This window comes from Pseudomonas extremorientalis (genome assembly GCF_024584605.1).
GTDB classification, from domain to species: domain Bacteria; phylum Pseudomonadota; class Gammaproteobacteria; order Pseudomonadales; family Pseudomonadaceae; genus Aquipseudomonas; species Aquipseudomonas extremorientalis.
In genome coordinates, this window is record NZ_CP089519.1 from 5,154,307 (window position 1) to 5,174,612 (window position 20,306).

Sequence of the window (20,306 nt, forward strand, 5' to 3'; positions counted from 1 at the left end):
GTTTGCCCCGATAGGGCCATCAGTCCCTATGCAAAAGCCTGCTCCAACGCGACGCCAGCCCCGGTCAATCCGGAATACGGCGCGGTCACCAACCACACCGGAATACCCTTGAAATAGTCGCTCATGCAGCCTTTGTCAGCAAAGCTCCTGGCAAAACCGCTGTGGATAAAGAAGTCGGCAAACCTCGGTATCACCCCGCCCACGATGTACACACCACCGCGTCCGCCGGTGGTCAGCACATTGTTACCGGCTACGCGGCCCAGCCAGATGCTGAACTGGTCCAACACTTCCATCGCCACCGGGTCACCGGCCAGGCCGGCGGCCGTGATGGCTTCGGGGGTTTCCAGGACCGGCGCATGGCCGTCGACCGCACAGATCGCCCGGTACAGACGTGGCAGCCCGCCACCGCTCAAAGCCGTTTCAGCGCTGACATGCCCGATCTCGGTGTAGATGTGCTGCCACAGCTGGGTTTCCCGTGGGCTGCTCAGCGGCAGGTCGACGTGCCCGCCCTCCCCCGGCAGCGCCGCAAAACGGCCACCGCCCAGGTCCAGCAAAGTACCGACACCCAGCCCGGTGCCCGGACCGATCACCACCGCAGGCCGCAACGGCTCCGGCGTGCCCTCGCAGACCACGCGGAATTCGTCGGGCTTGAGGCGGGTCATGCCCAGGGCCATGGCCGAGAAATCATTGACCAACAGCAGATCATCCACCTGCAATGTCTTGCAAAACGCAGTCTTGCTCAGGCGCCAGTGGTTGTTGGTGAATTTAAATTCATCTCCGCTCACCGGACCAGCGACGGAAAGACACACCGCGCCGATGTCCCCGATCTCCAGGCCTTCCTCCTTGAGGTAAACCTTGATAGCGGCCTCAGGGCTGGAATGATCCGCCGTGGCATGCACGCGGATCGAATGCAGTTCCTGATCCCGCCACAACGCAAAACGGGCATTGGTGCCCCCGATGTCACCGACCAGCGCTAACTTCACTTAAGCGTCTCCAAGGCAGAGGTAAAGGCGCTGGCGCCCTGCTCTGCGGAGCTTGCGGCCAAGCGCATAAATGCAAACAGCTCGCGACCGGCCCCCACGTTGTTACCCAACAGGCCCGTGGCAGGCGCACGCGCTGCAAATTCTTCGGCGTCCACCTTAAGCTCCAGGGTGCCCTTCACGCCATCCACACGAATGATATCGCCATCCTGCACCCGCGCCAGTGGCCCGCCGCTCTGGGCTTCGGGGTTGACGTGAATCGCGGCGGGGATCTTACCCGACGCGCCCGACATACGCCCGTCTGTTACCAGCGCGACCTTGAAGCCACGGTCCTGCAACACACCGAGGAACGGCGTCATCTTGTGCAATTCCGGCATGCCATTGGAACGCGGGCCCTGGAAGCGCATCACGGCGACGAAGTCTTTTTCCAACTGGCCGGCCTTGAACGCATCGGCCAGGTCCTGCTGGTCCTGGAAGACCACGGCGGGTGCTTCGACAATCTGGTGCTCGAGGGCCACGGCTGAGACTTTCATCACGCCACGCCCCAGGTTGCCTTCCATCACGCGCAGGCCGCCCTCGGGCGAGAACGCACGGGCCACCGGGCGCAGGATGCTTTCGTCGAGACTCTCAATGGGACCGTCGCGCCAGATCAGCTCGCCGTCCACCAGGAACGGTTCCTGGGTGTAGCGGCTCAGGCCCTTGCCGGCCACGGTGTTGACGTCTTCGTGGAGCAGGCCGGCTTCGAGCAGTTCACGGATCAGGAACGACATGCCGCCCGCCGCCTGGAAGTGGTTGATATCGGCCTTGCCGTTGGGATACACGTGGGACAGGGTCGGCACCACCTCGGAAAGGTCGGCCATGTCGTCCCAGGTGAGGATGATGCCCGCCGACATGGCGATGGCCGGCATGTGCAGGGTGTGGTTGGTGGAGCCGCCGGTGGCGTTGAGCGCGATGATGGAGTTGACGATGGATTTCTCGTCGACGATCTCGCCGATCGGCGTGAAGTTGCCGTTGGCCTTGGTGAGGCGCGTGACCTGGTGCGCGGCTTCGCGGGTCAGCGCATCACGCAGCGGCGTGTACGGGTTGACGAACGAGGCGCCCGGCAGGTGCAGGCCCATGACTTCCATCAGCAACTGGTTGGTGTTGGCGGTGCCGTAGAAGGTGCAGGTGCCGGGGCTGTGGTAGGACTTCATCTCCGATTCCAGCAGCTCTTCGCGGGTGGCCTTGCCTTCGGCATAGCGCTGGCGCACATCGGCCTTCTGCTTGTTGGAAATGCCCGACGGCATCGGCCCGCCCGGTACGAAGATCATCGGCAGGTGGCCGTAGCGCAGCGCGCCCATCATCAGGCCGGGGACGATCTTGTCGCAGATGCCCAGCATCAAGGCCGCGTCGAACATGTTGTGGGACAGCGCTACCGCCGTGGACATGGCGATGACTTCACGGCTGAGCAGGCTCAGCTCCATACCGGGCTCGCCCTGGGTCACGCCGTCGCACATCGCGGGAGTGCCGCCGGCGAACTGGCCGACCGAGCCGACTTCACGCAGGGCTTTCTTGATCTGTTCAGGGAAATGTTCGTACGGCTGGTGCGCCGAGAGCATGTCGTTATATGACGAAACAATTGCCACGTTGGCGGCATTCATCATGCGCAGGCTATTTTTATCTTCAGTGCCGCAACCGGCGACGCCGTGGGCGAAGTTGGCGCATTGCAGCTTGCCGCGCATCGGACCGTCGCTGGCTGCGCCGCGAATGAGCGCAAGGTAAGCCTCGCGGGTGGCGCGGCTGCGAGCGATAAGCCGTTCGGTGACCTCAAGGACGCGGGGATGCATGTGTAGAACTCCAGGCTAACGGATGTGGCGACCTGAGTGTCTATGCTGATCAAACGCCCGCAGCGCATGGGATGGCAGGGAGTCGTTTGGATCATCGGACCAGTTGATTCAGGTCACTCGTTGTAGATTGAACAAAATATTGCCACTAAAAAGGCTTGTTTTCTATTTTTATGCGAATAATCTTGTAATTCTTACAACAAATCGACGACAGGCACTTTCCAATGACTCTTCGTATCGCAATCAATGGTTTTGGCCGTATCGGCCGTAATGTCCTGCGCGCACTGTATACCCAAGGCTACCGCCAGGATTTGCAGATCGTCGCCATCAATGATCTGGGCGACAGTTCGATCAATGCCCACCTGCTCAAATACGACACCGTGCATGGCACTTTCGAAGCAGAGGTCGCCCACGATCAGGAAAGCCTGACCGTCAATGGCGACCGGATTGCCGTCAGTGCCATTCGCAACCCGGCCGACCTGCCCTGGGCCGCGCACAAGATCGACGTGGTGTTCGAATGCACCGGCCTGTTCACCGACCGTGACAAGGCTGCCGCCCATATTAACGCCGGCGCACGCAAGGTGATCATCTCGGCACCGGCCAAGGGCGCGGACGCCACCGTGGTCTACGGCGTCAACCATGACATTCTGCGTCAATCCCACCAGATCATCTCCAACGCCTCGTGCACCACCAACTGCCTGGCACCTGTGGCTCAAGTACTGCACCGCGAGCTGGGTATCGAGAGCGGCCTGATGACCACCATCCATGCCTACACCAACGACCAGAACCTGACCGACGTCTACCACACCGACCCGTACCGCGCGCGTTCGGCCACCCAGAACATGATCCCGAGCAAGACCGGCGCCGCCGAAGCGGTAGGCCTGGTGCTGCCGGAGCTGGCGGGCAAGCTGACCGGCATGGCGGTGCGGGTGCCGGTGATCAACGTGTCGCTGGTGGACCTCACCGTACAACTGAAGAAAGAAGCCACGGCGCAAGAAGTCAACGCGCTGCTCAAAGAAGCCAGCCAGCACTCGAAGATCCTCGGCTATAACACCCTGCCGCTGGTTTCCAGTGACTTCAACCACAACCCGCTGTCGTCGATCTTCGATGCCAATCACACCAAGGTCAGCGGTAAATTGCTGAAAGTGCTGGCCTGGTACGACAACGAGTGGGGCTTCTCCAACCGCATGCTGGATAACTGCCTGGCGCTGTGCAACGCCGAGTAATGTGAGCTGTGCGGGACCTTGTGAAGGGGCTTGTGTGGGAGGGGGCTTGCCCCTCCCACACTGGTTTGTGTCGCGCATAAGGAAAATAGCCACTTGCCATTTGAGTTGATGATAAGCATTATCATTAACTGCAAATCGGTCTGGTAGCACTGTGAGCCAATCTCGCTTCAACCACGTCTTTCTCACCCAACGGGTGATTCTGCTTCGCACCTTGCAGCGGATGGTCAATAACCACAGCACCGCCGAGGACCTGTTGCAGGAAACCTACTTGCGCGTCACCCGGGCCCTCAGCGAGCGGCCGATCGATCACCTTGAACCCTTCGTCTATCAGACCGCGCGCAACCTGGCGCTGGATCATCTGCGCGCGCGCAGGATCCAGGCACGCACGCTGCAGGAAGATGTCCCGCTGGACGTCCTGCAAAGCGTCGCCGCCCCCATCAGCACGCCCGAAGATGCCACCCAGGCCGAGCAAATGCTCGAGGCCTTGAGCGTCAGCCTGGGCCAGTTGAGCGCCCGCCAGCAGCAGATCTTCATCCTCAGCCGCCTGCACGGTTGCAGTTACCAGGAGATCGCCGATCAGTTGGAAGTGTCCTTGAGCACCGTACAAAAGGAACTGAAGTTGATCATGGCCATCTGTGTAGGTGTGGCCGAACGGCTGGATCGGCCTTAAGCTTCACCCGACAGAAACGTCGACTCAAGCTGTAGGAAAGTTGAATAGAACGTGGCGAAGACCCGAGGAACACCGTGACGGACCCGAACAAACTGCACCCCCACGAGCTGGCTCATGAGGTGTTGCAAGACACGGCCATGGACCAAGCCCTCGACTGGCTGATCGCCTTGCAGTGCCCACAGCCCGGGCAGCAGGCCGAATTCGAAGCCTGGCTGGCCAGCGATCCCGCCCACGTCCACGCCTTCGCCAAGGCCCAGGCTGCCTGGGGTGGCGCGCCAGTGCACAGCGCCGCCGTCGCCCTGGCAGCACCGCGCAAGCCCAGCGCCTGGCGGCGGATCAAACCCCATTGGAAACCTTTGGCCACCGCCGCCGTGTTGCTGATCGGGCTATTCAGCTTCAGCAACCTGCCGGTGCGCCTGCAGGCCGATCACCTCACCGTGGTGGGCGAACGCCAGCGCCTGCAACTGGACGACGGTTCAAAGGTGTTGCTCAACACCAATTCGGCGTTTTCCAGCAGCATCAAGGACCATCAGCGCATCGCTCGCCTGTACCAGGGCGAGGCGTTTTTCGAAATCAAACCCAACCATGGCCTGCCCCTGGAAATCGACGCCGGCCCCGTGCGCGCCAGCGTGCGCGATACCGCCTTCGCCGTGCGCTACCTCAATGGCGAAGCACAGGTGCAAGTGCAACGTGGCGATGTCGACCTGAGCAATACCTTCAATGATGCCCGCGTGCGTCTGAGCGCCGGGGAAAGCATCCGCATCGGCCCCAAGGGTTTCGGCTCGCCCGCCAGACTGGACGCCAACAAGGACCTGGCGTGGGTGCAAGGCCGGCTGATCTTCGAAAACTGCCCCATGAGCGAAGTGCTCGCCGAGCTGCGCCGCTATTACCCTGGCTGGATCGTCAACACCAACGACCAACTCGCCAGCGTCGCCGTCACCGGCAATTACCGCCTCGACCAGCCCCTGGATGTGGTGCGCTCGCTGGCCCACATCACCTCGGCCAAGTTGTCGGAATACCCGGCGCTGGTGATCCTCAACTAAATGAGAATTATTTTTACTCGATAGCTGGCACTGGTACGTCTCGTCTTAGCCAATGCAACTGATTCCTATTTGGTTCGGTTCGCAACTATAAGATTCGTACCCCGGAGCGCTCTCGATGTCCTCTTGCTTCAACCGCCGGTCCTCTTCGCCCGTCCTGTCCTTGCTGACGGCGGCCATCCTGCTGGCCGGTGCGCCAGTGATGAACGCCACCGCCGCCGAGCCTGCTCCGCGCAGCCACGGCAACTACAACTTCAGCATCGAGCAGCAATCGCTGGTCTCTGCACTCAACGCCTTTACCGCCGTGACCGGCTGGCAGGTCGGCCTGCCGGCGGAACTGGCCCAGGGTGTGTCATCCCCTGGCGTACGCGGTCCGTTGTCGCCGGAAAAAGCCCTGGACCGGCTGTTGGTGGGGACCAACCTGAGCTACCGCAAGCTGGGCAGCAACAACATCGTCCTGGAAAAACGCGCAGCGGGCGGCACCCTCAACCTGCAACAGGTGACCATCAGCGCCACCCGTAACGAGCAGGATGTGACCAGCGTACCGAGCACCGTCAGCGTGCAGGATCGCGAAGAACTGGACCGCCAGAACGTCAACAACATCCGCGAACTGGTGCGCTACGAGCCCGGCGTCTCGGTCGGCGGCGCGGGCACCCGCTCCGGTAACGCCGGCTTCAACATCCGCGGTATCGACGGCGACCGCATCCTCACCCAGGTGGACGGCGTGGAAGTGCCGGACAACTTTTTCAACGGCCCCTACGCCAAGACCCGTCGCAACTACGTCGACCCGGAGATCGTCAAGCGTGTGGAGATCCTGCGCGGCCCGGCCTCCGCCCTGTACGGCAGCAGCGCCATCGGTGGCGCCGTGAGCTACTTCACCCTCGACCCGGACGACATCATCAAGCCAGGCCAGGATTTCGGCGCCCGCCTCAAGACCGGCTACAGCTCCGCCGACGAAAGCTGGCTGACCTCCGGCACCGTCGCCGGCCGCGTGCAGGACTTCGATGGCTTGCTGCACCTGAGCCAGCGCAATGGCCACGAGACCGAATCCTACGACGGCAACAACGCCACCGGCCTGGCCCGCACCGGCGCCAACCCGGAGGACGCGCGCACCACCAACATCCTGGCCAAGCTCGGCTGGAACTATGGCGATGACAACCGCTTGGGCCTGACCTACGAGAAGTACAAAGACGATCGCGACGTCAACCTGAAGAACGCGGTAGGCGGCCCGTTCATCGGCGGCCGAGGCTTCAACCTCTACCGTGATCGTCGTGGCAACGACACCATTACCCGTGAACGTTTCGGCCTGGAAAACAGCTTCGCCCTCGAGTCGCCGATTGCCGACCGCATCAAGACCAGCCTCAATTACCAGATCGCCAAGACCGACCAGACCACCGCCGAGATCTATCAGTCAGGCCGTCGTGTCCTGCGCACCCGCGACACGCTCTACCAGGAAAAACAGTGGATTTTCGATGCCCAGCTCGACAAGGCGTTCAGCCTCGGTGAAACCGACCACCAGGTGACCTACGGCACCACCCTCAAGCAGCAGAAAGTCACCGGTTCGCGCGAGGGCAACGCGACCTGCGTGGCCGTCGGCAGTGGGTGCACCGCCATCGGTGCCCCCAGCCCGATGGCCAGCGACAGTGTGAAGAAGTCCAGCGACTTCCCCGACCCGACCATCAACACGTATTCGCTGTTCGCACAGGACCAGATCACCTGGGACAAGTGGACCTTCCTGCCCGCCGTGCGCTACGACTACACCCAGCTCAAACCCAAGCTGACCCAGGAATTTCTCAACACCGTCAACCCGACAGGGGCGGACCCGGTAAGCGACAAGGAAAAAACCTGGCACCGTGTGACGCCCAAGTTTGGCCTGACGTACGCCCTGACGGATCAATACACCTGGTTCGGCCAGTACGCCGAAGGTTTCCGTACGCCGTCCGCCAAGGCCTTGTACGGTCGCTTTGAAAACCTGAACCTGGGCTACACCGTCGAGCCGAACCCCGACCTCAAGCCAGAAACCAGCAAAGGCGTCGAAACCGGGATTCGCGGCAAGTTCGACGAAGGATCCTTCGAGATCGCCGTGTTTTACAACAAATACCGCGACTTTATCGACGAAGACAACGCCGTTGCCGGGGGCAGTCTTGAACAGTTCCAGGCCATCAACATCAAGCGCGCCACCATCAAGGGCGCCGAAGCCAAGGGCCGCCTGAACCTGGATGCCTTCGGTGCGCCGCAAGGTCTCTACACCCAGGGCTCGGTGTCCTATGCCTATGGCCGCAACGACGATAATGGCGAGCCGCTGAACAGCGTCAACCCGCTCAAGGGGGTCTTCGGCCTGGGCTACGACCAGGACAACTACGGTGGCCTGTTGAGCTGGACCCTGGTGAAAAAGCAGGATCGCGTCGACAGCACCACCTTCCACGCGCCGGACGGCGACACCAGCGGCCCCTTCAAGACCCCTGGCTTCGGTGTGGTCGACCTGACCGCCTTCTACAAAGTCACCCACGACGTGACCATCAACGGCGGCCTCTACAACCTCACCGACAAGAAGTACTGGAACTGGGATGACGTGCGCAGCTACGACAGTGTCGGCGAAGCCGCCGTGACCGGCCCGGCCAACCTCGACCGCCTGACCCAGCCGGGCCGCAACTTTGCGATCAACGTGATCTGGGACATCTAGCACCGCCCTACTCACCCCGTTGAAATTTCTTCGACGGGGTGAGGATTTTTTACTGTGCCGCGTCTTCTTGTTCGTCTAGTTGATAACAGCTCTCTTTCGGGCACCCAGGCGCATCCCTTCTCAAGGACTTTTCATGACCGCTTCCCCTACCGCAGAACGCGCAAGCCTGCGCTCCCAACGCCTGAACCAGATCACCAACGAGCCGCACACCAAGCTCGACGCACTGGTCAAGGCCCACGCCCCGTTTGAAACCCGGGCCAACTTCGCCCGTTTCGTGGTGGCGCAGTACCTGTTCCAATCGGAACTGGTGGCCCTGTACAACGATGCCGAACTGATCAAGATCGTGCCGGACCTGGCCGAGCGTTGCCGTGCCGAAGCCGCCAAACTGGACCTGGGCGACCTGGACACCGAGGTGCCTGCACCGGTCGCCGGCGCCGTGAAAAACCCGAGCAAGGCCGAAGCCCTGGGCTGGCTGTTTGTGTCCGAAGGCTCCAAACTGGGCGCTGCGTTCCTGATCAAGCGTGCCGTGGGCCTGGGCCTGAGCGAAACCTTCGGTGCCCGTCACCTGGGTGAGCCGGCCGGTGGTCGCGCCGAAGGCTGGAAAAGCTTCACCCGTACCCTCGACGCCCTGGAGTTCAGTGCCGAAGAGGAAGCCGCAGTGGAAAAAGGTGCGATCGACGCGTTTGTACGCTTCACCGTCTTGCTCGAACAGGCGTACGCTAGCGCCCCTGAATTGGCCTGACATCCAGATTGAAATGCCATCAACTGTGGGAGGGGGCTTGCCCCCGATAGCAGAGCGCCAGTCAACGCTTCTCTAGCTGACACATCCCCATCGGGGGCAAGCCCCTCCCACGTTGGCGCTCACTTCGCGACGTTACAAATAAACCATGACCCGCAAAACCCAACCCACCTCGAAAATCGCCCGGATCCTCTTCGGCCTGCTGGCCTATGTCAGCCTGGGCATTGGGTTGATCGCGATTGTCGTGCCGGGTTTGCCCACCACCGAATTCATCCTGCTGGCCGCCTGGGCCGCCACTAAAAGCTCGCCACGCCTCAGCGCCTGGCTGGAGAACCACCGGCTGTTCGGGCCGATCCTGTTCAACTGGCGCAACGGCAAGATCATCGCTCGCCGAGCCAAAGTCAGCGCCACTGTAAGCATGCTGCTGTGCGCCATGCTGATGCTGGTGATGCTCGACCACGGCTGGCCGATCTACCTGGCCATTGCCGGAATGAGCCTGGGCAACCTGTGGATCTGGTCACGCCCGGAAAGGCTTGCAGCGCCTGTCTGACGTCGCGTGTAGGTGTTTTCCTACCGCTCATCGCCTCTTTCTCATGAATTGATTTGTGACGCCGATGTTTCAGACATAGCGCTGAATGGACTTGGCTCTGCTGCATGCATCCCCACCAGTCCATTCGCGAGTGAGCCTATGTTCAACACCCTCTCCATCCGCCTGAAAATCGTGCTGCTGTCCGGCCTTTGCCTGTTGGGGGTGATAGCACTGGTCGTCGGCATCAATATCTACAACACCAACCAGAATGATCTGTTGGTCAGCGATTCCAGCTCGCGCATGCTCACCGCCAGCGTGGAACAACTGCTGCAAGCCAGGGCCGCCGAGCAAGCGGTGCAGTTGCAGAAAACCTTCGGCGACAGCCTGATGGCGCTGACCGCGCTGGCCGACCAGATCAAGGATTTGCGCACCATGGCCAGCAAGCGTGGCCTGGAAGCCGGCGCGCTGCGCGAAGAAATCAACCAGAGCCTGAAAACCACCTTCGATCGCAACAGCAAAGTGCTGGGGTTCTGGCTGTCATTCGAACCCAACGGCCTCGACGGCAAGGACAGCGAGTTCGTCGATGACAAGGCACGCGTCTCCAACGAAATAGGGCGCTTCTCCAGCTATTGGAGCCGTGCCGGCGGTGAAGGCTTGAACACCATCATGGTCGAAGAAGACCTGAACAAGACCACCCTCACCCTCAATGGTACGCCCTACAACATCTGGTACACCTGCCCACGGGACACCCGCAATACCTGCCTGCTTGAACCCTATGAAGATACGGTGGCCGGCAAAAAGGTACTGATGACCACCATCGCCTCGCCACTGATCGTGGGGGGTAAACTCATCGGCGTCGTCGGTGTCGACATCGCCCTCACCGCCCTGCAAGCAACCGCCGACGCTGCACAGAAGGACCTGTTCAACGGCGCAGCGCACCTGGAGATTCTCTCCAGTACCGGCCTGATTGCCGCCTACAGCGGCGAGCCGGCCAAGGTCGGCAAGAACCTGATCGACACCCTCGGCGCCGAGGGCAAGGAAATCGTACAGTTGCTGGCCAGTGACAACCGCATGATCCGCGAACAGGACGACACCATCCGCGCCGTGTACCCGGTCAAGCCGATTGCCGACGCCAAATCCTGGGGCGTGGTGATCAAGCTGCCAAAAGCCGTGATGCTCGCCGACAACGTCAAGTTGCAGCGAGTGCTTGACGACGCCCAATCCGCCGGCACCCTGAAGGCACTGCTGGTGGCCGCCGCCGCCGGCCTGCTCGGTTTGCTATTGATCTGGCTGACCGCTACCGGCGTGACCCGGCCGATCAACAGCGTGGCCGCCATGCTCAAGGACATCGCCAGCGGCGACGGCGACCTTACCCAACGCCTGGCCTACGCCAAGAAGGATGAACTGGGCGAACTGGTGAACTGGTTCAACCGCTTCCTCGACAAGCTGCAACCGACCATCGCCCAGATCAAGCAAAGCATCACCGAAGCACGCGGCACCGCAGACCAGTCTTCGGCCATCGCACGCCAGACCAGCGAAGGCATGCAGGTGCAGTTCCGCGAAATCGACCAGGTGGCCACCGCGTCCAACGAAATGAGCGCCACCGCCCACGACGTCGCCAACAGCGCGTCCAATGCCGCCAGCGCGGCACGCGGTGCCGACCAGTCGGCGCGTGAAGGCATGTCGATCATCGAGCAGAGCACCCGCGACATCACCACCCTGGCCGAAGAAGTCAGCAAGGCCGTGGGCGAAGTCGAAGCCCTGGCGGTCAACAGCGAACAGATTGGTTCAGTGCTGGAAGTGATCCGCAGCATTGCCGAGCAGACCAACCTGCTGGCCCTCAATGCCGCCATCGAAGCGGCACGCGCCGGGGAAAGCGGTCGAGGGTTTGCGGTGGTAGCCGACGAAGTGCGTAACCTGGCCAAGCGTACCCAGGATTCGGTGGAGGAAATCCGCCTGGTGATCGAGCGCATCCAGAGCGGCACCCGTGGCGTGGTGGCGACCATGCATTCCAGCCAGAGCCAGGCCCAGAGCAATGCCGGGCAGATCCATCAGGCGGTGCAGGCCTTGGGCAAGATCAGCGATGCGGTGACCGTGATCAGCGACATGAACCTGCAGATCGCCAGCGCCGCCGAACAACAGAGCGCCGTGGCCGAAGAGGTCAACCGCAACGTCTCGGCGATCCGTACCGTGACCGAAACCCTCACCGGCCAGGCCACCGAGTCGGCGGCCATCAGCAGCCAACTCAATGCACTGGCCAGCCAGCAGATGAAGTTGATGGATCAGTTCAGGGTTTAAGAAACACCAAAAACCAATGTGGGCGGGGGCTTGCCCCTCCCACAGTTTGATCACTTGGGATTTAGAGACCGGTCCAGGCACTGACAAACTGCGTCAGGTCTTCTTTAGCAGCGGTACGCGGCGGGTTCTGCGGTGTGCCCAGGTACAGGAAGCCAATCACTTCCTCATCCGCCGTCAGCCCCAGGCCGTTGGCCACGTGGGCCGAGTAGGACAATTCCCCGGTGCGCCATACCGCACCAATCCCCTGGGCATACGCCGCCAACAGGATGCCATGAGCCGCACAGGCAGCAGCCAGCAGTTGCTCGGACTTGGGCACCTTGAAGTGCTCCTGCAAACGGGCAATCACCACCACCACCAACGGCGCGCGCAACGGGCCGTTCTGGGCCTTGTCGATCACCGCCTGTGGCGCATCGGCGTCTTGCAGCCGGGCCGCTTCGGCCAACAAGGTGCCCATCTGTTCGCGAGCAGCGCCTTCAACCGTGAGGAAACGCCAAGGGCGCAGTTGGCCGTGGTCGGGCGCACGCATGGCGGCGGCAAACAGCACATCGCGCTGCTCCTGGGTCGGTGCCGGTTCCAGCAGGCGCGGCACGGAAACACGGTTGAGCAAAGCGTCGAGAGCCTGCATGGGCCACCTCCAGAAAAAAATGTGCGGTCATTCTAGCGGGAATGAATCGGGATGCCACCAAACGATAATTGCTCTTATTCATTGCGCCCTGCCCTGTTAGACTTTGCGACCTTATTTTCCGCCGTGGTTCAGGAAGTTCGATGTCCCCTTCGCTTTTTCGCCTGTCCGCAGCCTTGCTGGCCTTGAGCCTGGCTGGCTGCGATGACGCGCCCAGGTTTACCAAGGCCGAGCCGGGTGAATCACGGGCGGGCGGTGCTGCGACGGTGAACAAGCGCGACCAGAACGCGTTTTCCCTGCCCTCGGCCAACCTGTCGCCCACCCGCCGCCTGGATTTCAGCGTCGGCAACAGCTTCTTTCGCAGCCCCTGGGTGATCGCACCGTCCACCACCACGGCGCGGGATGGCCTCGGCCCGCTGTTCAACACCAACGCCTGCCAGAACTGCCATATAAAAGACGGTCGTGGTCACCCACCGCTGCCCGATGCACCCAACGCGGTGTCGATGCTGGTACGCCTGTCGATTCCGGATGCGCCCGTCTATGCCAAGGCCATCGAACAGATGGGCGTGGTGCCCGAGCCGGTCTACGGTGGGCAATTGCAGGACATGGCCGTGCCCGGCGTGCCGCCGGAAGGCAAGGTGCGGGTCGATTACACGCCGGTCAACGTGACGTTCAAGGACGGCACGGTGGTCGAGTTGCGTAAACCCGACCTGCAGATCACCCAGCTTGGCTACGGCCCGATGCACCCCGACACGCGCTTTTCCGCACGCATCGCGCCGCCGATGATCGGCCTGGGCCTGCTCGAAGCCATCAGCGACGCCGACATCCTGCGCAACACCGACCCGAAGACCGCCGACAAGCAAGCCATCGTCGGCCGTGCCAACTGGGTCTGGGACGACGCCCAGCAAAAAACCGTGCTCGGGCGTTTTGGCTGGAAAGCCGGGCAACCCAACCTCAATCAACAAAATGTTCACGCGTTCTCTGGTGATATGGGCCTCACCACATCCCTGAGACCCTTTGATGACTGCACCGATGCCCAAGTCGCCTGCAAACAGGCCCCCAACGGCAATGGCCCCGATGGCGAGCCGGAAGTCAGCGACAACATCCTGCGCCTGGTGCTGTTCTACACGCGCAACCTGGCGGTGCCGGCGCGCCGTGGCGTCAACACGCCGCAGGTGCTGGCCGGTAAAAACCTGTTCTATCAAGCCGGCTGCCAGGGTTGTCACACGCCTGCATTCACCACGGCCGCCAATGCTGCCGAACCTGAACTGGCCAACCAGGTGATCCGCCCCTACAGCGACCTGCTGTTGCACGACATGGGACCGGGCCTCGCCGACAACCGCACAGAATTCAAGGCCGGTGGCCGCGACTGGCGCACGCCGCCGTTGTGGGGCATTGGCCTGACGCAAACCGTGAGTGGCCATACCCAGTTCTTGCATGACGGCCGCGCCCGCAACCTGCTCGAAGCCGTGCTGTGGCATGGCGGTGAAGCCCAAGCGGCGCAGCAGCATGTGTTGTCCTTCAATGCCGAGCAGCGCGCAGCGTTGCTGGCGTTCCTGAATTCTTTATAAGCTTCGCCCCACTTATAGAAGGGAGCTCGACATGTTCCGTCCCAAGTTGTTGTTCACCAGCCTGGCCGCCCTCGCCCTTGGCGCCTGCTCGCCGCAAGACCCGCAAGCAGTGACCTCTGCGGCCATCGCCAAGCAAGTGATCCTGCCGACCTACAGCCGCTGGGTCGAAGCCGACCGCCAACTGGCCGTCAGCGCGCTGGCCTACTGCCAGGGCAAGGAGAGCCTGGACACCGCGCGTGCCGATTTCCTGCATGCACAAAAGGCTTGGGCCGAGCTGCAACCGCTGCTGATCGGGCCGCTGGCCGAGGGCAACCGTTCGTGGCAGGTGCAGTTCTGGCCGGACAAGAAGAACCTGGTCGGCCGCCAGGTCGAGCAACTGGTCGCCAGCCAGCCGCAGATCGACGGCGCCGCCCTGGCCAAGTCCAGCGTGGTGGTGCAAGGCCTGTCCGCCTACGAATACATCCTCTACGACGCCAAGACCGACATCGCCGACGACGCACAAAAGGCCCGTTACTGCCCGCTGCTGGTCGCCATCGGTGACCGTCAGAAGGCCCTGGCCGAGGAGATCCTGGCCAGCTGGAACAGCACCGACGGCATGCTGGCGCAGATGACCAAGTTTCCGAACCAGCGCTACGCCGATTCCCACGAAGCCATTGCCGATTTGCTGCGCGTGCAGGTCACCGCACTGGACACCCTGAAGAAAAAACTCGGCACGCCGATGGGTCGCCAGACCAAGGGTATCCCGCAGCCGTTCCAGGCCGATGCATGGCGCAGCCAGTCGTCCCTGCAAAGCCTCGAAGCCAGCCTCGCGGCAGCCCAGACCGTATGGGTCGGCGTCGACAACAAAGGCCTGCGTGGCCTGCTGCCGTCCGAGCAGAAGCCGTTGGCCGACAAGATCGACGCCGCCTATGCCGCGTCGCTGAAACTGTTCGCCAGCAACCAGCGCACCCTCAACGAACTGTTGAACGACGACGCCGGGCGCCAGCAGCTCAACGATATCTATGACAGCCTCAACGTCGTCCACCGCCTGCACGAAGGCGAGCTGGCCAAGGCGCTGGGCATCCAACTGGGCTTTAACGCCAACGACGGTGACTGATGATGCTCAGGCGACAGGCTTTGGCCATCGGCAGCGTGCTGCTCAGTGCTCTCACACTGGGTGGCTGGACGCTGTTCAAAAGCAAAGACAAGGGCCCGCTGCTGCTCTCGGCGCGGGATGATGCGGACGGCAAGCACTACGCCGTGGGTTACCGCCTGGACGGCAGGCAGGTATTTGCCACCCAGGTCGGCCAGCGCTGCCACGACATCATCAACCACCCGACGCTGCCGATTGCGCTGTTTGTCGCCCGTCGCCCGGGCACCGAGAGTTACCTGATCGACCTGCGCGATGGCGCGCTGCTGCAAACCATCACCTCCCAGGTCAACCGCCACTTCTATGGCCACGCGGTCATTCACAAGAGCGGCGACTGGCTGTACGCCACCGAGAACGACACAGCCGACCCCGGCCGTGGCCTGCTCGGTGTGTACCGTTTCGAAGGCGAGCGGCTGGTGCATACCGGCGAGATCTCCACCCACGGCATCGGCCCGCACCAGGTGTCGTGGATGCCCGACGGCGAGACCCTGGTGGTGGCCAACGGCGGCATTCGCACCGAAGCCGAAAGCCGCGTGGAGATGAACCTCGACGCCATGCAACCGAGCCTGGTGCTGATGCAGCGCGACGGTACCTTGATCAGCAAGGAAACCCTCGGCCAGCAGATGAACAGCGTGCGGCACATGGGGATCGCCAGCGATGGCACCATCCTCACCGGGCAGCAGTTCATGGGGGCGTCACAGGAGCGTTCCGAGTTGCTGGCGATCAAGCGTCCGGGGCAGCCATTCGTGGCGTTTCCGGTGGCGGACGAGCAGTTGCAGGCGATGGGGCACTACACCGCCAGCGTCGCAGTGCACAGCGAATTGCGCCTGGTGGCGTTGACTGCCCCACGGGGCAACCGCTTCTTTATCTGGAACATGGACAGCGGCGAGCTGCGCCTGGACGGACCGCTGCCCGACTGCGCCGGTGTCGGTGCCGTGGAGGATGGGTTTGTCGTGACCTCGGGCCAGGGCCGTTGCCGGTTCTACGATTGTCGCCAGAAACAGTTGGTGGCAACGCCGCTGGAATTGCCGGCAGGGCTTTGGGATAACCATCTGCACATGATCTGACGCCCCCTTTGCCAGAACATTTCCACGACCACAAAAAAAGGGCCTCGCTTCGCAAGGCCCTTTCCCAGGGGTTTGAATCGTTTCAACTCTGCGGCCTCATGCCTTGAGACATGCCAAACATGAAGAGCAACAACTCATGATCGGGCTTGGCCGCCGTGCTCGCCTTGGCAACGCGCGGCAACAGGCATTGCGCGCCACCCTGCGTTGCACTGAGCACCTGGGTGCGAGGCTGTTCCCACGCCGCCAGCGCCAGGGCTGCAACGCCCAGCGCCCCGACCAGGAACAGACCTCGTGCTATTTCTAGCTTCATCTGGTTAAACCCTTGATAGCGCTGCCAAACGCCGTCTCGTAAAAGTAGCTGAGTTTCTTCCAGTCGGCATCGTTCCACGACGAATGGCGGCGCAATTGCAGCATGTCATGGGAGGCGGCCCGATAAGCGGTCAGGCGCTGGCGGCATTTCTCGAAGTCCAGCAGCGCCACTTCGACGTTTGCCGAATCACCCTCGCCCGTCACTCGCACAAAGATATGCTTGATGTAGAGGCAGCCATGCTGCCAACGACCCTTGTGCATGCGCGCCAGGGTGCCGGCCAGTTCCTGGAGCACACGCTCGTGCACCCGCTCGCCGTAATGCTCGCGGCCACCGGCGGCGTACCAGTTCTCTATTTCGTCGAAACCGTCGAGGGCCGCAGTGACCAGCAGCGCTTTCCACTGGTGCTCGGGGTCGCGGCGCGCTTCGCAAAACACCATTTCCGGCACACGCACGTCCAACAAACGCAGGCCCTTGAGGGCATCGCGCTCACGCAGCACCGTCGGGCGACCAAACGGATGCAGCCAACTGCGGTAGATGTGCCCGGTCTGGCGCTTGCTGTAGAGCAAGCGTCCGTTGGGGCTGATCACACGCTGCACACCGCTTTCACCACCACGGCGACGGTTGGGCTCTTCGACCCACTCGCCTTGCTGGCGCCAGAAATATTCGAATCGTTCCTCGGGAGCTACGTGACTGCCTGCTACGCACTCAACTGCCATCCTGTTACCTCTTGCGTAATACGTACACTCGCCACATGGCATAGAGCGGTATGAAGTCCAGGGACTCCTGGACACGGAAGCCGGCTTCCTCAAACTCTGCTTCAACAGTAGCAGCCGGTAACACAAATCTGTTTTGGTAACCTTCCTGCTCACCTTTCTTGCGACGCTGCTGCTCGAGCCGCTTGCGTTTCCAGGCCTTGAAATTGCCATCGACCCACAACGAAACAATCACGCTGTCACGGGTAACGCGTTGAAACTCGCGCAATATCGCCATGCGATGCGCCGGATCACCAATGTGGTGCAACAGTCGCATGCAGAAAATGCTGTCGACCGCGTTATCTGGCAAAGCAATATCAAAGGCCGATGTCTGCAAGGGTCGTACCCGTTTCACCACATCGGCGGGCTGGGCGACCGTTGCCACCTTCAACATGGACGCCGAGTTGTCGGCGCCGATGATCACGCGGTTGGGCTTTTCCGCCAGCAGGGGCCAGAAACGACCGGCGCCGCAGGGCAAGTCCAGCACCAGGCCAGGCTCACCCGCCATCGCCAGCGCGCCACGGGCCAATTGCTCGTCGCGTTTGTGGGACAACCGGCGCGCCAGATTGTCTTGATGCTTGAGCAAATATTCCTGAGCGTGTTCGTCGTCGTACTTTTCGGAAAATTCGAGCTTGATCGGGGTAGGCATCAACGGATCTCCAGTAGCTGATGCCTACAACCTTAAGCAGCGCACTGTGAGTAACTGGTCAACCCGTTGTGAAAAACTTGTCCTGTCCAGCCCCATACATTTCAAGACTTTACAGACTCACGCAATAGCATGGGGCCATCTTCGCCGAATTGCGGGGATGTCTGGCAGGATAGCGGCAGGGGCTAACGTCAGGCGTTGACCTGACTCAATTGCACATGAAAGCGGCAGCCGTTGGGCTCCATGGTACTGAGGCTGACGCTCCAGCCCTGGTTCTCGCAGATGCGCTGCACCAGCGACAACCCCAACCCCAGGCCCTCACCGCGCTTCTCGCTGCCGCGCACGAACGGCTCGAACATTGCCTCGCGCTTGTCCTCGGGGATACCGACACCACTGTCTTCCACGATAAATCCGCTCGGTTCCAGGGTCAGCCGGATAAACCCCTGCTCGGTGTAGTGCAGGGCATTGCGCAGCAGATTGCCCATCACCGCATGCAGGAAGGTGGTGTTATAGCGTGTATCCAAGGGGTTGCCGGGTTGGTAGATCAGTTCCAGGCCTTTGTGCTCGATGGGCTCGCGCCAGATGCCGAGCAGATCTTCGGCCACCTGCGTCAGGCTGACCTGGGGCGACATTGCCGCTTCGTCATGCTGGGCACGGGCCAGCATCAGGAAGGTCTGCACCAGTTCGCGCATTTCTTCGCAGGCCCGGGCAATGCGCAGCACCTGGTTGCGCCCGCGCTGATCGATGGCGGGGTTTTCCAGCAGCAGTTCGCAGGAGCTGGCCAACACCATCAAAGGTGTGCGCAGCTCATGGCTCACGTCGCTGGTAAACAGCTGTTCACGGGACAGGGCCTGGCGCAGCCGTCCCAATGTGGCGTCGAACGCCACCGCCAGCTCGCCCACTTCATCCGCTGCGTAATCCGGCGCCAAGGGCGGGGCCAGGCCGAGCAATTGGTCACGGTGGCGCACCTGACGGGCCAGACGCACCACCGGCGCCATTACCTTGCGCGCCAACACCCAGCCGAGGAACACCGCCAGCGCCAGGCTGAGCACAAAGCCCACCAGCACCACGGCGAACAACACGCGCTCGCGCTCTTCGAAATCGCTTTGGTCCTGCAACAGTACGTAGCGCCGCCCGTCGACCACTTCGACCATGGCGTGGTACGACAGCGCCTCGCGGAATACCTCATGGAAACCGGGCTCAAGGTGGCGCAGGTCCTTGGGCAACTCGAAGTCGCCGGGGCCACCACTGAAATAAAACAGCTGGTCGGGCTCGGGTCGGTGCCGCCAGTCCTCGACGGTGTCCATCAGCAGCAGGCGTTGCAAGTCGCCGCCCAGGCCCGCCGAGATCAACTTCTCTTCCACCAGGTGCACCGTCGCCACGATACCCATGGCGAAGGCCCCCGCCACCAACGCACTCATCAAGGCAAAGGCGATGATGATCCGTTGCGCAAGGCTTTGCTTAAACTCCATCACGACCCTCGGCCAGGCGATAACCCACACCGTGCACCGTCTGCAGCAACGGCTTGGCAAAAGGTTTATCGATCACTTGGCGCAATTGGTGAACGTGGCTGCGCAGGCTGTCACTGTCCGGGCAGTCATCGCCCCACAGGGCTTCTTCGAGAATTTCGCGGCGCAGCACGTGCGGGCTCTTCTGCATCAGCACCGCCAGCAGTTTCAGGCCGACTGGGTTGAGCTTGAGCAGGCGCCCTTCGCGGGTGACTTCCAGGGTATCGAGGTCGTAGCTCAGGTCACCGACCTGCAGGGCGCGGCGACCGCCGCCCTGGGCACGGCGCAGCACGGCTTCGATACGTGCGGCCAGTTCCGACAGGGCAAAGGGCTTGAGCAGGTAGTCATCAGCGCCGGACTTGAAGCCCTGCAGCCGGTCATCGAGTTGGTCGCGGGCGGTGAGCATGATCACCGGCGTATCGCGGCGGGCGTCCTCACGCAGGCGTTTGCACAGGGTGTAGCCATCAATGCCGGGCAGCATGATGTCGAGCACGATCAGGTCGTAATGCTCGGTGGCGGCCAGGTGCAGGCCCGACAAACCGTCCTGCGCACAGTCCACGGTGTAGCCCTTCAGCCCCAGGTAGTCGGCCAGGTTGGCCAGAATATCGCGGTTGTCTTCAACCAGTAGAATTCGCATGGGCAGTGTCTCCGTACGCGGTAACGGCCGTGTTGGCTCGCGCAGCTTAAGGCCAAGTGTGGCTCAGGGATAGACC

18 protein-coding genes are annotated in these 20,306 nt (G+C 62.1%); 10 read left to right on the forward strand and 8 right to left on the reverse strand.

From position 1 onward, the window contains the following. Window positions 1-26: 26 nt before the first annotated feature. Together LUU92_RS23265 and edd are read right to left on the reverse strand one after the other, a co-directional pair. Window positions 27-983, reverse strand: coding sequence for a glucokinase (locus LUU92_RS23265; RefSeq protein WP_071489321.1), 957 nt, complete (start codon window positions 981-983; stop codon window positions 27-29). Beyond that, a complete protein-coding gene (edd, locus tag LUU92_RS23270) occupies window positions 980-2,806 on the reverse strand; it encodes a phosphogluconate dehydratase (RefSeq protein ID WP_071489320.1) in 1,827 nt (608 codons plus the stop codon). The genes LUU92_RS23265 and edd overlap by 4 nt, the downstream gene beginning before the upstream one ends. 221 nt (window positions 2,807-3,027) lie before the next feature. Between edd and gap the strand changes: the two genes are divergently transcribed. From gap to LUU92_RS29365, 7 genes are all read left to right on the forward strand, one after another. Continuing rightward, a complete protein-coding gene (gene gap / locus LUU92_RS23275; protein ID WP_257102702.1) occupies window positions 3,028-4,029 on the forward strand; it encodes a type I glyceraldehyde-3-phosphate dehydrogenase in 1,002 nt (333 codons plus the stop codon). Window positions 4,030-4,180: 151 nt separating this feature from the next. Then, entirely contained in the window at window positions 4,181-4,699 is a 519-nt protein-coding gene (locus LUU92_RS23280; RefSeq protein WP_016975497.1) for an RNA polymerase sigma factor, read from the forward strand. A 74-nt stretch (window positions 4,700-4,773) separates the two neighbouring features. Next, window positions 4,774-5,742, forward strand: coding sequence for a FecR family protein (locus LUU92_RS23285; protein ID WP_071489317.1), 969 nt, complete (start codon window positions 4,774-4,776; stop codon window positions 5,740-5,742). Window positions 5,743-5,857: 115 nt separating this feature from the next. After that, the gene (locus LUU92_RS23290; protein ID WP_222540361.1) at window positions 5,858-8,422 is read left to right on the forward strand and encodes a TonB-dependent receptor; all 2,565 of its coding nucleotides are present in this window, start codon (window positions 5,858-5,860) and stop codon (window positions 8,420-8,422) included. 133 nt (window positions 8,423-8,555) lie between these two features. After that, window positions 8,556-9,164, forward strand: coding sequence for a biliverdin-producing heme oxygenase (locus LUU92_RS23295; RefSeq protein WP_071489315.1), 609 nt, complete (start codon window positions 8,556-8,558; stop codon window positions 9,162-9,164). Window positions 9,165-9,309: 145 nt separating this feature from the next. Next, window positions 9,310-9,711, forward strand: coding sequence for a YbaN family protein (locus LUU92_RS23300; protein ID WP_257102703.1), 402 nt, complete (start codon window positions 9,310-9,312; stop codon window positions 9,709-9,711). 138 nt (window positions 9,712-9,849) lie between these two features. After that, entirely contained in the window at window positions 9,850-11,988 is a 2,139-nt protein-coding gene (locus LUU92_RS29365; protein WP_257102704.1) for a methyl-accepting chemotaxis protein, read from the forward strand. 61 nt (window positions 11,989-12,049) lie between these two features. Here LUU92_RS29365 and LUU92_RS23310 read toward each other — a convergent pair whose 3' ends face one another. Beyond that, window positions 12,050-12,613 (reverse strand): NAD(P)H nitroreductase, encoded by a 564-nt coding sequence (locus LUU92_RS23310; RefSeq protein ID WP_257102705.1) that lies wholly within the window; start codon window positions 12,611-12,613, stop codon window positions 12,050-12,052. Window positions 12,614-12,753: 140 nt separating this feature from the next. On the opposite strand from LUU92_RS23310, the gene LUU92_RS23315 reads away from it, so the two are divergent. The 3 genes from LUU92_RS23315 to LUU92_RS23325 are packed head-to-tail and all read left to right on the forward strand — an operon-like array spanning window position 12,754 to window position 16,377. Then, window positions 12,754-14,181, forward strand: a complete 1,428-nt coding sequence (locus LUU92_RS23315; RefSeq protein WP_257102706.1) for a di-heme oxidoreductase family protein — start codon at window positions 12,754-12,756, stop codon at window positions 14,179-14,181. A 31-nt stretch (window positions 14,182-14,212) separates the two neighbouring features. After that, window positions 14,213-15,277: an imelysin family protein gene (locus tag LUU92_RS23320; RefSeq protein ID WP_071489310.1), complete on the forward strand. Its 1,065-nt coding sequence runs from the start codon at window positions 14,213-14,215 to the stop codon at window positions 15,275-15,277. 2 nt (window positions 15,278-15,279) lie between these two features. After that, window positions 15,280-16,377 carry a DUF1513 domain-containing protein gene (locus LUU92_RS23325; protein ID WP_257103877.1) on the forward strand — a complete coding sequence of 366 codons (1,098 nt, stop codon included), beginning with the start codon at window positions 15,280-15,282 and terminating at the stop codon, window positions 16,375-16,377. 82 nt (window positions 16,378-16,459) lie between these two features. Here the strand turns inward: LUU92_RS23325 and LUU92_RS23330 are convergent, their stop codons facing one another. The 5 genes from LUU92_RS23330 to colR form a co-directional block, all read right to left on the reverse strand. After that, a complete protein-coding gene (locus LUU92_RS23330; RefSeq protein WP_028617789.1) occupies window positions 16,460-16,687 on the reverse strand; it encodes a hypothetical protein in 228 nt (75 codons plus the stop codon). Further along, window positions 16,684-17,403, reverse strand: a complete 720-nt coding sequence (locus LUU92_RS23335) for a lipopolysaccharide kinase InaA family protein (RefSeq protein WP_071489307.1) — start codon at window positions 17,401-17,403, stop codon at window positions 16,684-16,686. The genes LUU92_RS23330 and LUU92_RS23335 overlap by 4 nt, the downstream gene beginning before the upstream one ends. A gap of 4 nt (window positions 17,404-17,407) precedes the next feature. Further along, window positions 17,408-18,088 carry a class I SAM-dependent methyltransferase gene (locus LUU92_RS23340; protein ID WP_071489306.1) on the reverse strand — a complete coding sequence of 227 codons (681 nt, stop codon included), beginning with the start codon at window positions 18,086-18,088 and terminating at the stop codon, window positions 17,408-17,410. Between the two features lie 188 nt (window positions 18,089-18,276). Beyond that, window positions 18,277-19,557, reverse strand: coding sequence for a sensor histidine kinase (locus LUU92_RS23345; protein WP_071489305.1), 1,281 nt, complete (start codon window positions 19,555-19,557; stop codon window positions 18,277-18,279). Beyond that, window positions 19,547-20,230 (reverse strand): two-component system response regulator ColR, encoded by a 684-nt coding sequence (gene colR, locus LUU92_RS23350; protein WP_003175870.1) that lies wholly within the window; start codon window positions 20,228-20,230, stop codon window positions 19,547-19,549. The genes LUU92_RS23345 and colR overlap by 11 nt, the downstream gene beginning before the upstream one ends. Window positions 20,231-20,306: the final 76 nt, after the last annotated feature.

Coding starts and splice junctions, on each gene's coding strand:
- edd (WP_071489320.1), bottom strand. CDS start 2,806: ATGCATCCCCGCGTCCTTGAGGTCACCGAACGGCTTATCGCTCGCAGC.
- gap (WP_257102702.1), top strand. CDS start 3,028: ATGACTCTTCGTATCGCAATCAATGGTTTTGGCCGTATCGGCCGTAAT.
- LUU92_RS23290 (WP_222540361.1), top strand. CDS start 5,858: ATGTCCTCTTGCTTCAACCGCCGGTCCTCTTCGCCCGTCCTGTCCTTG.
- LUU92_RS23295 (WP_071489315.1), top strand. CDS start 8,556: ATGACCGCTTCCCCTACCGCAGAACGCGCAAGCCTGCGCTCCCAACGC.
- LUU92_RS23300 (WP_257102703.1), top strand. CDS start 9,310: ATGACCCGCAAAACCCAACCCACCTCGAAAATCGCCCGGATCCTCTTC.
- LUU92_RS29365 (WP_257102704.1), top strand. CDS start 9,850: ATGTTCAACACCCTCTCCATCCGCCTGAAAATCGTGCTGCTGTCCGGC.
- LUU92_RS23310 (WP_257102705.1), bottom strand. CDS start 12,613: ATGCAGGCTCTCGACGCTTTGCTCAACCGTGTTTCCGTGCCGCGCCTG.
- LUU92_RS23315 (WP_257102706.1), top strand. CDS start 12,754: ATGTCCCCTTCGCTTTTTCGCCTGTCCGCAGCCTTGCTGGCCTTGAGC.
- LUU92_RS23320 (WP_071489310.1), top strand. CDS start 14,213: ATGTTCCGTCCCAAGTTGTTGTTCACCAGCCTGGCCGCCCTCGCCCTT.
- LUU92_RS23325 (WP_257103877.1), top strand. CDS start 15,280: ATGCTCAGGCGACAGGCTTTGGCCATCGGCAGCGTGCTGCTCAGTGCT.
- LUU92_RS23330 (WP_028617789.1), bottom strand. CDS start 16,687: ATGAAGCTAGAAATAGCACGAGGTCTGTTCCTGGTCGGGGCGCTGGGC.
- LUU92_RS23335 (WP_071489307.1), bottom strand. CDS start 17,403: ATGGCAGTTGAGTGCGTAGCAGGCAGTCACGTAGCTCCCGAGGAACGA.
- LUU92_RS23340 (WP_071489306.1), bottom strand. CDS start 18,088: ATGCCTACCCCGATCAAGCTCGAATTTTCCGAAAAGTACGACGACGAA.
- LUU92_RS23345 (WP_071489305.1), bottom strand. CDS start 19,557: ATGGAGTTTAAGCAAAGCCTTGCGCAACGGATCATCATCGCCTTTGCC.
- colR (WP_003175870.1), bottom strand. CDS start 20,230: ATGCGAATTCTACTGGTTGAAGACAACCGCGATATTCTGGCCAACCTG.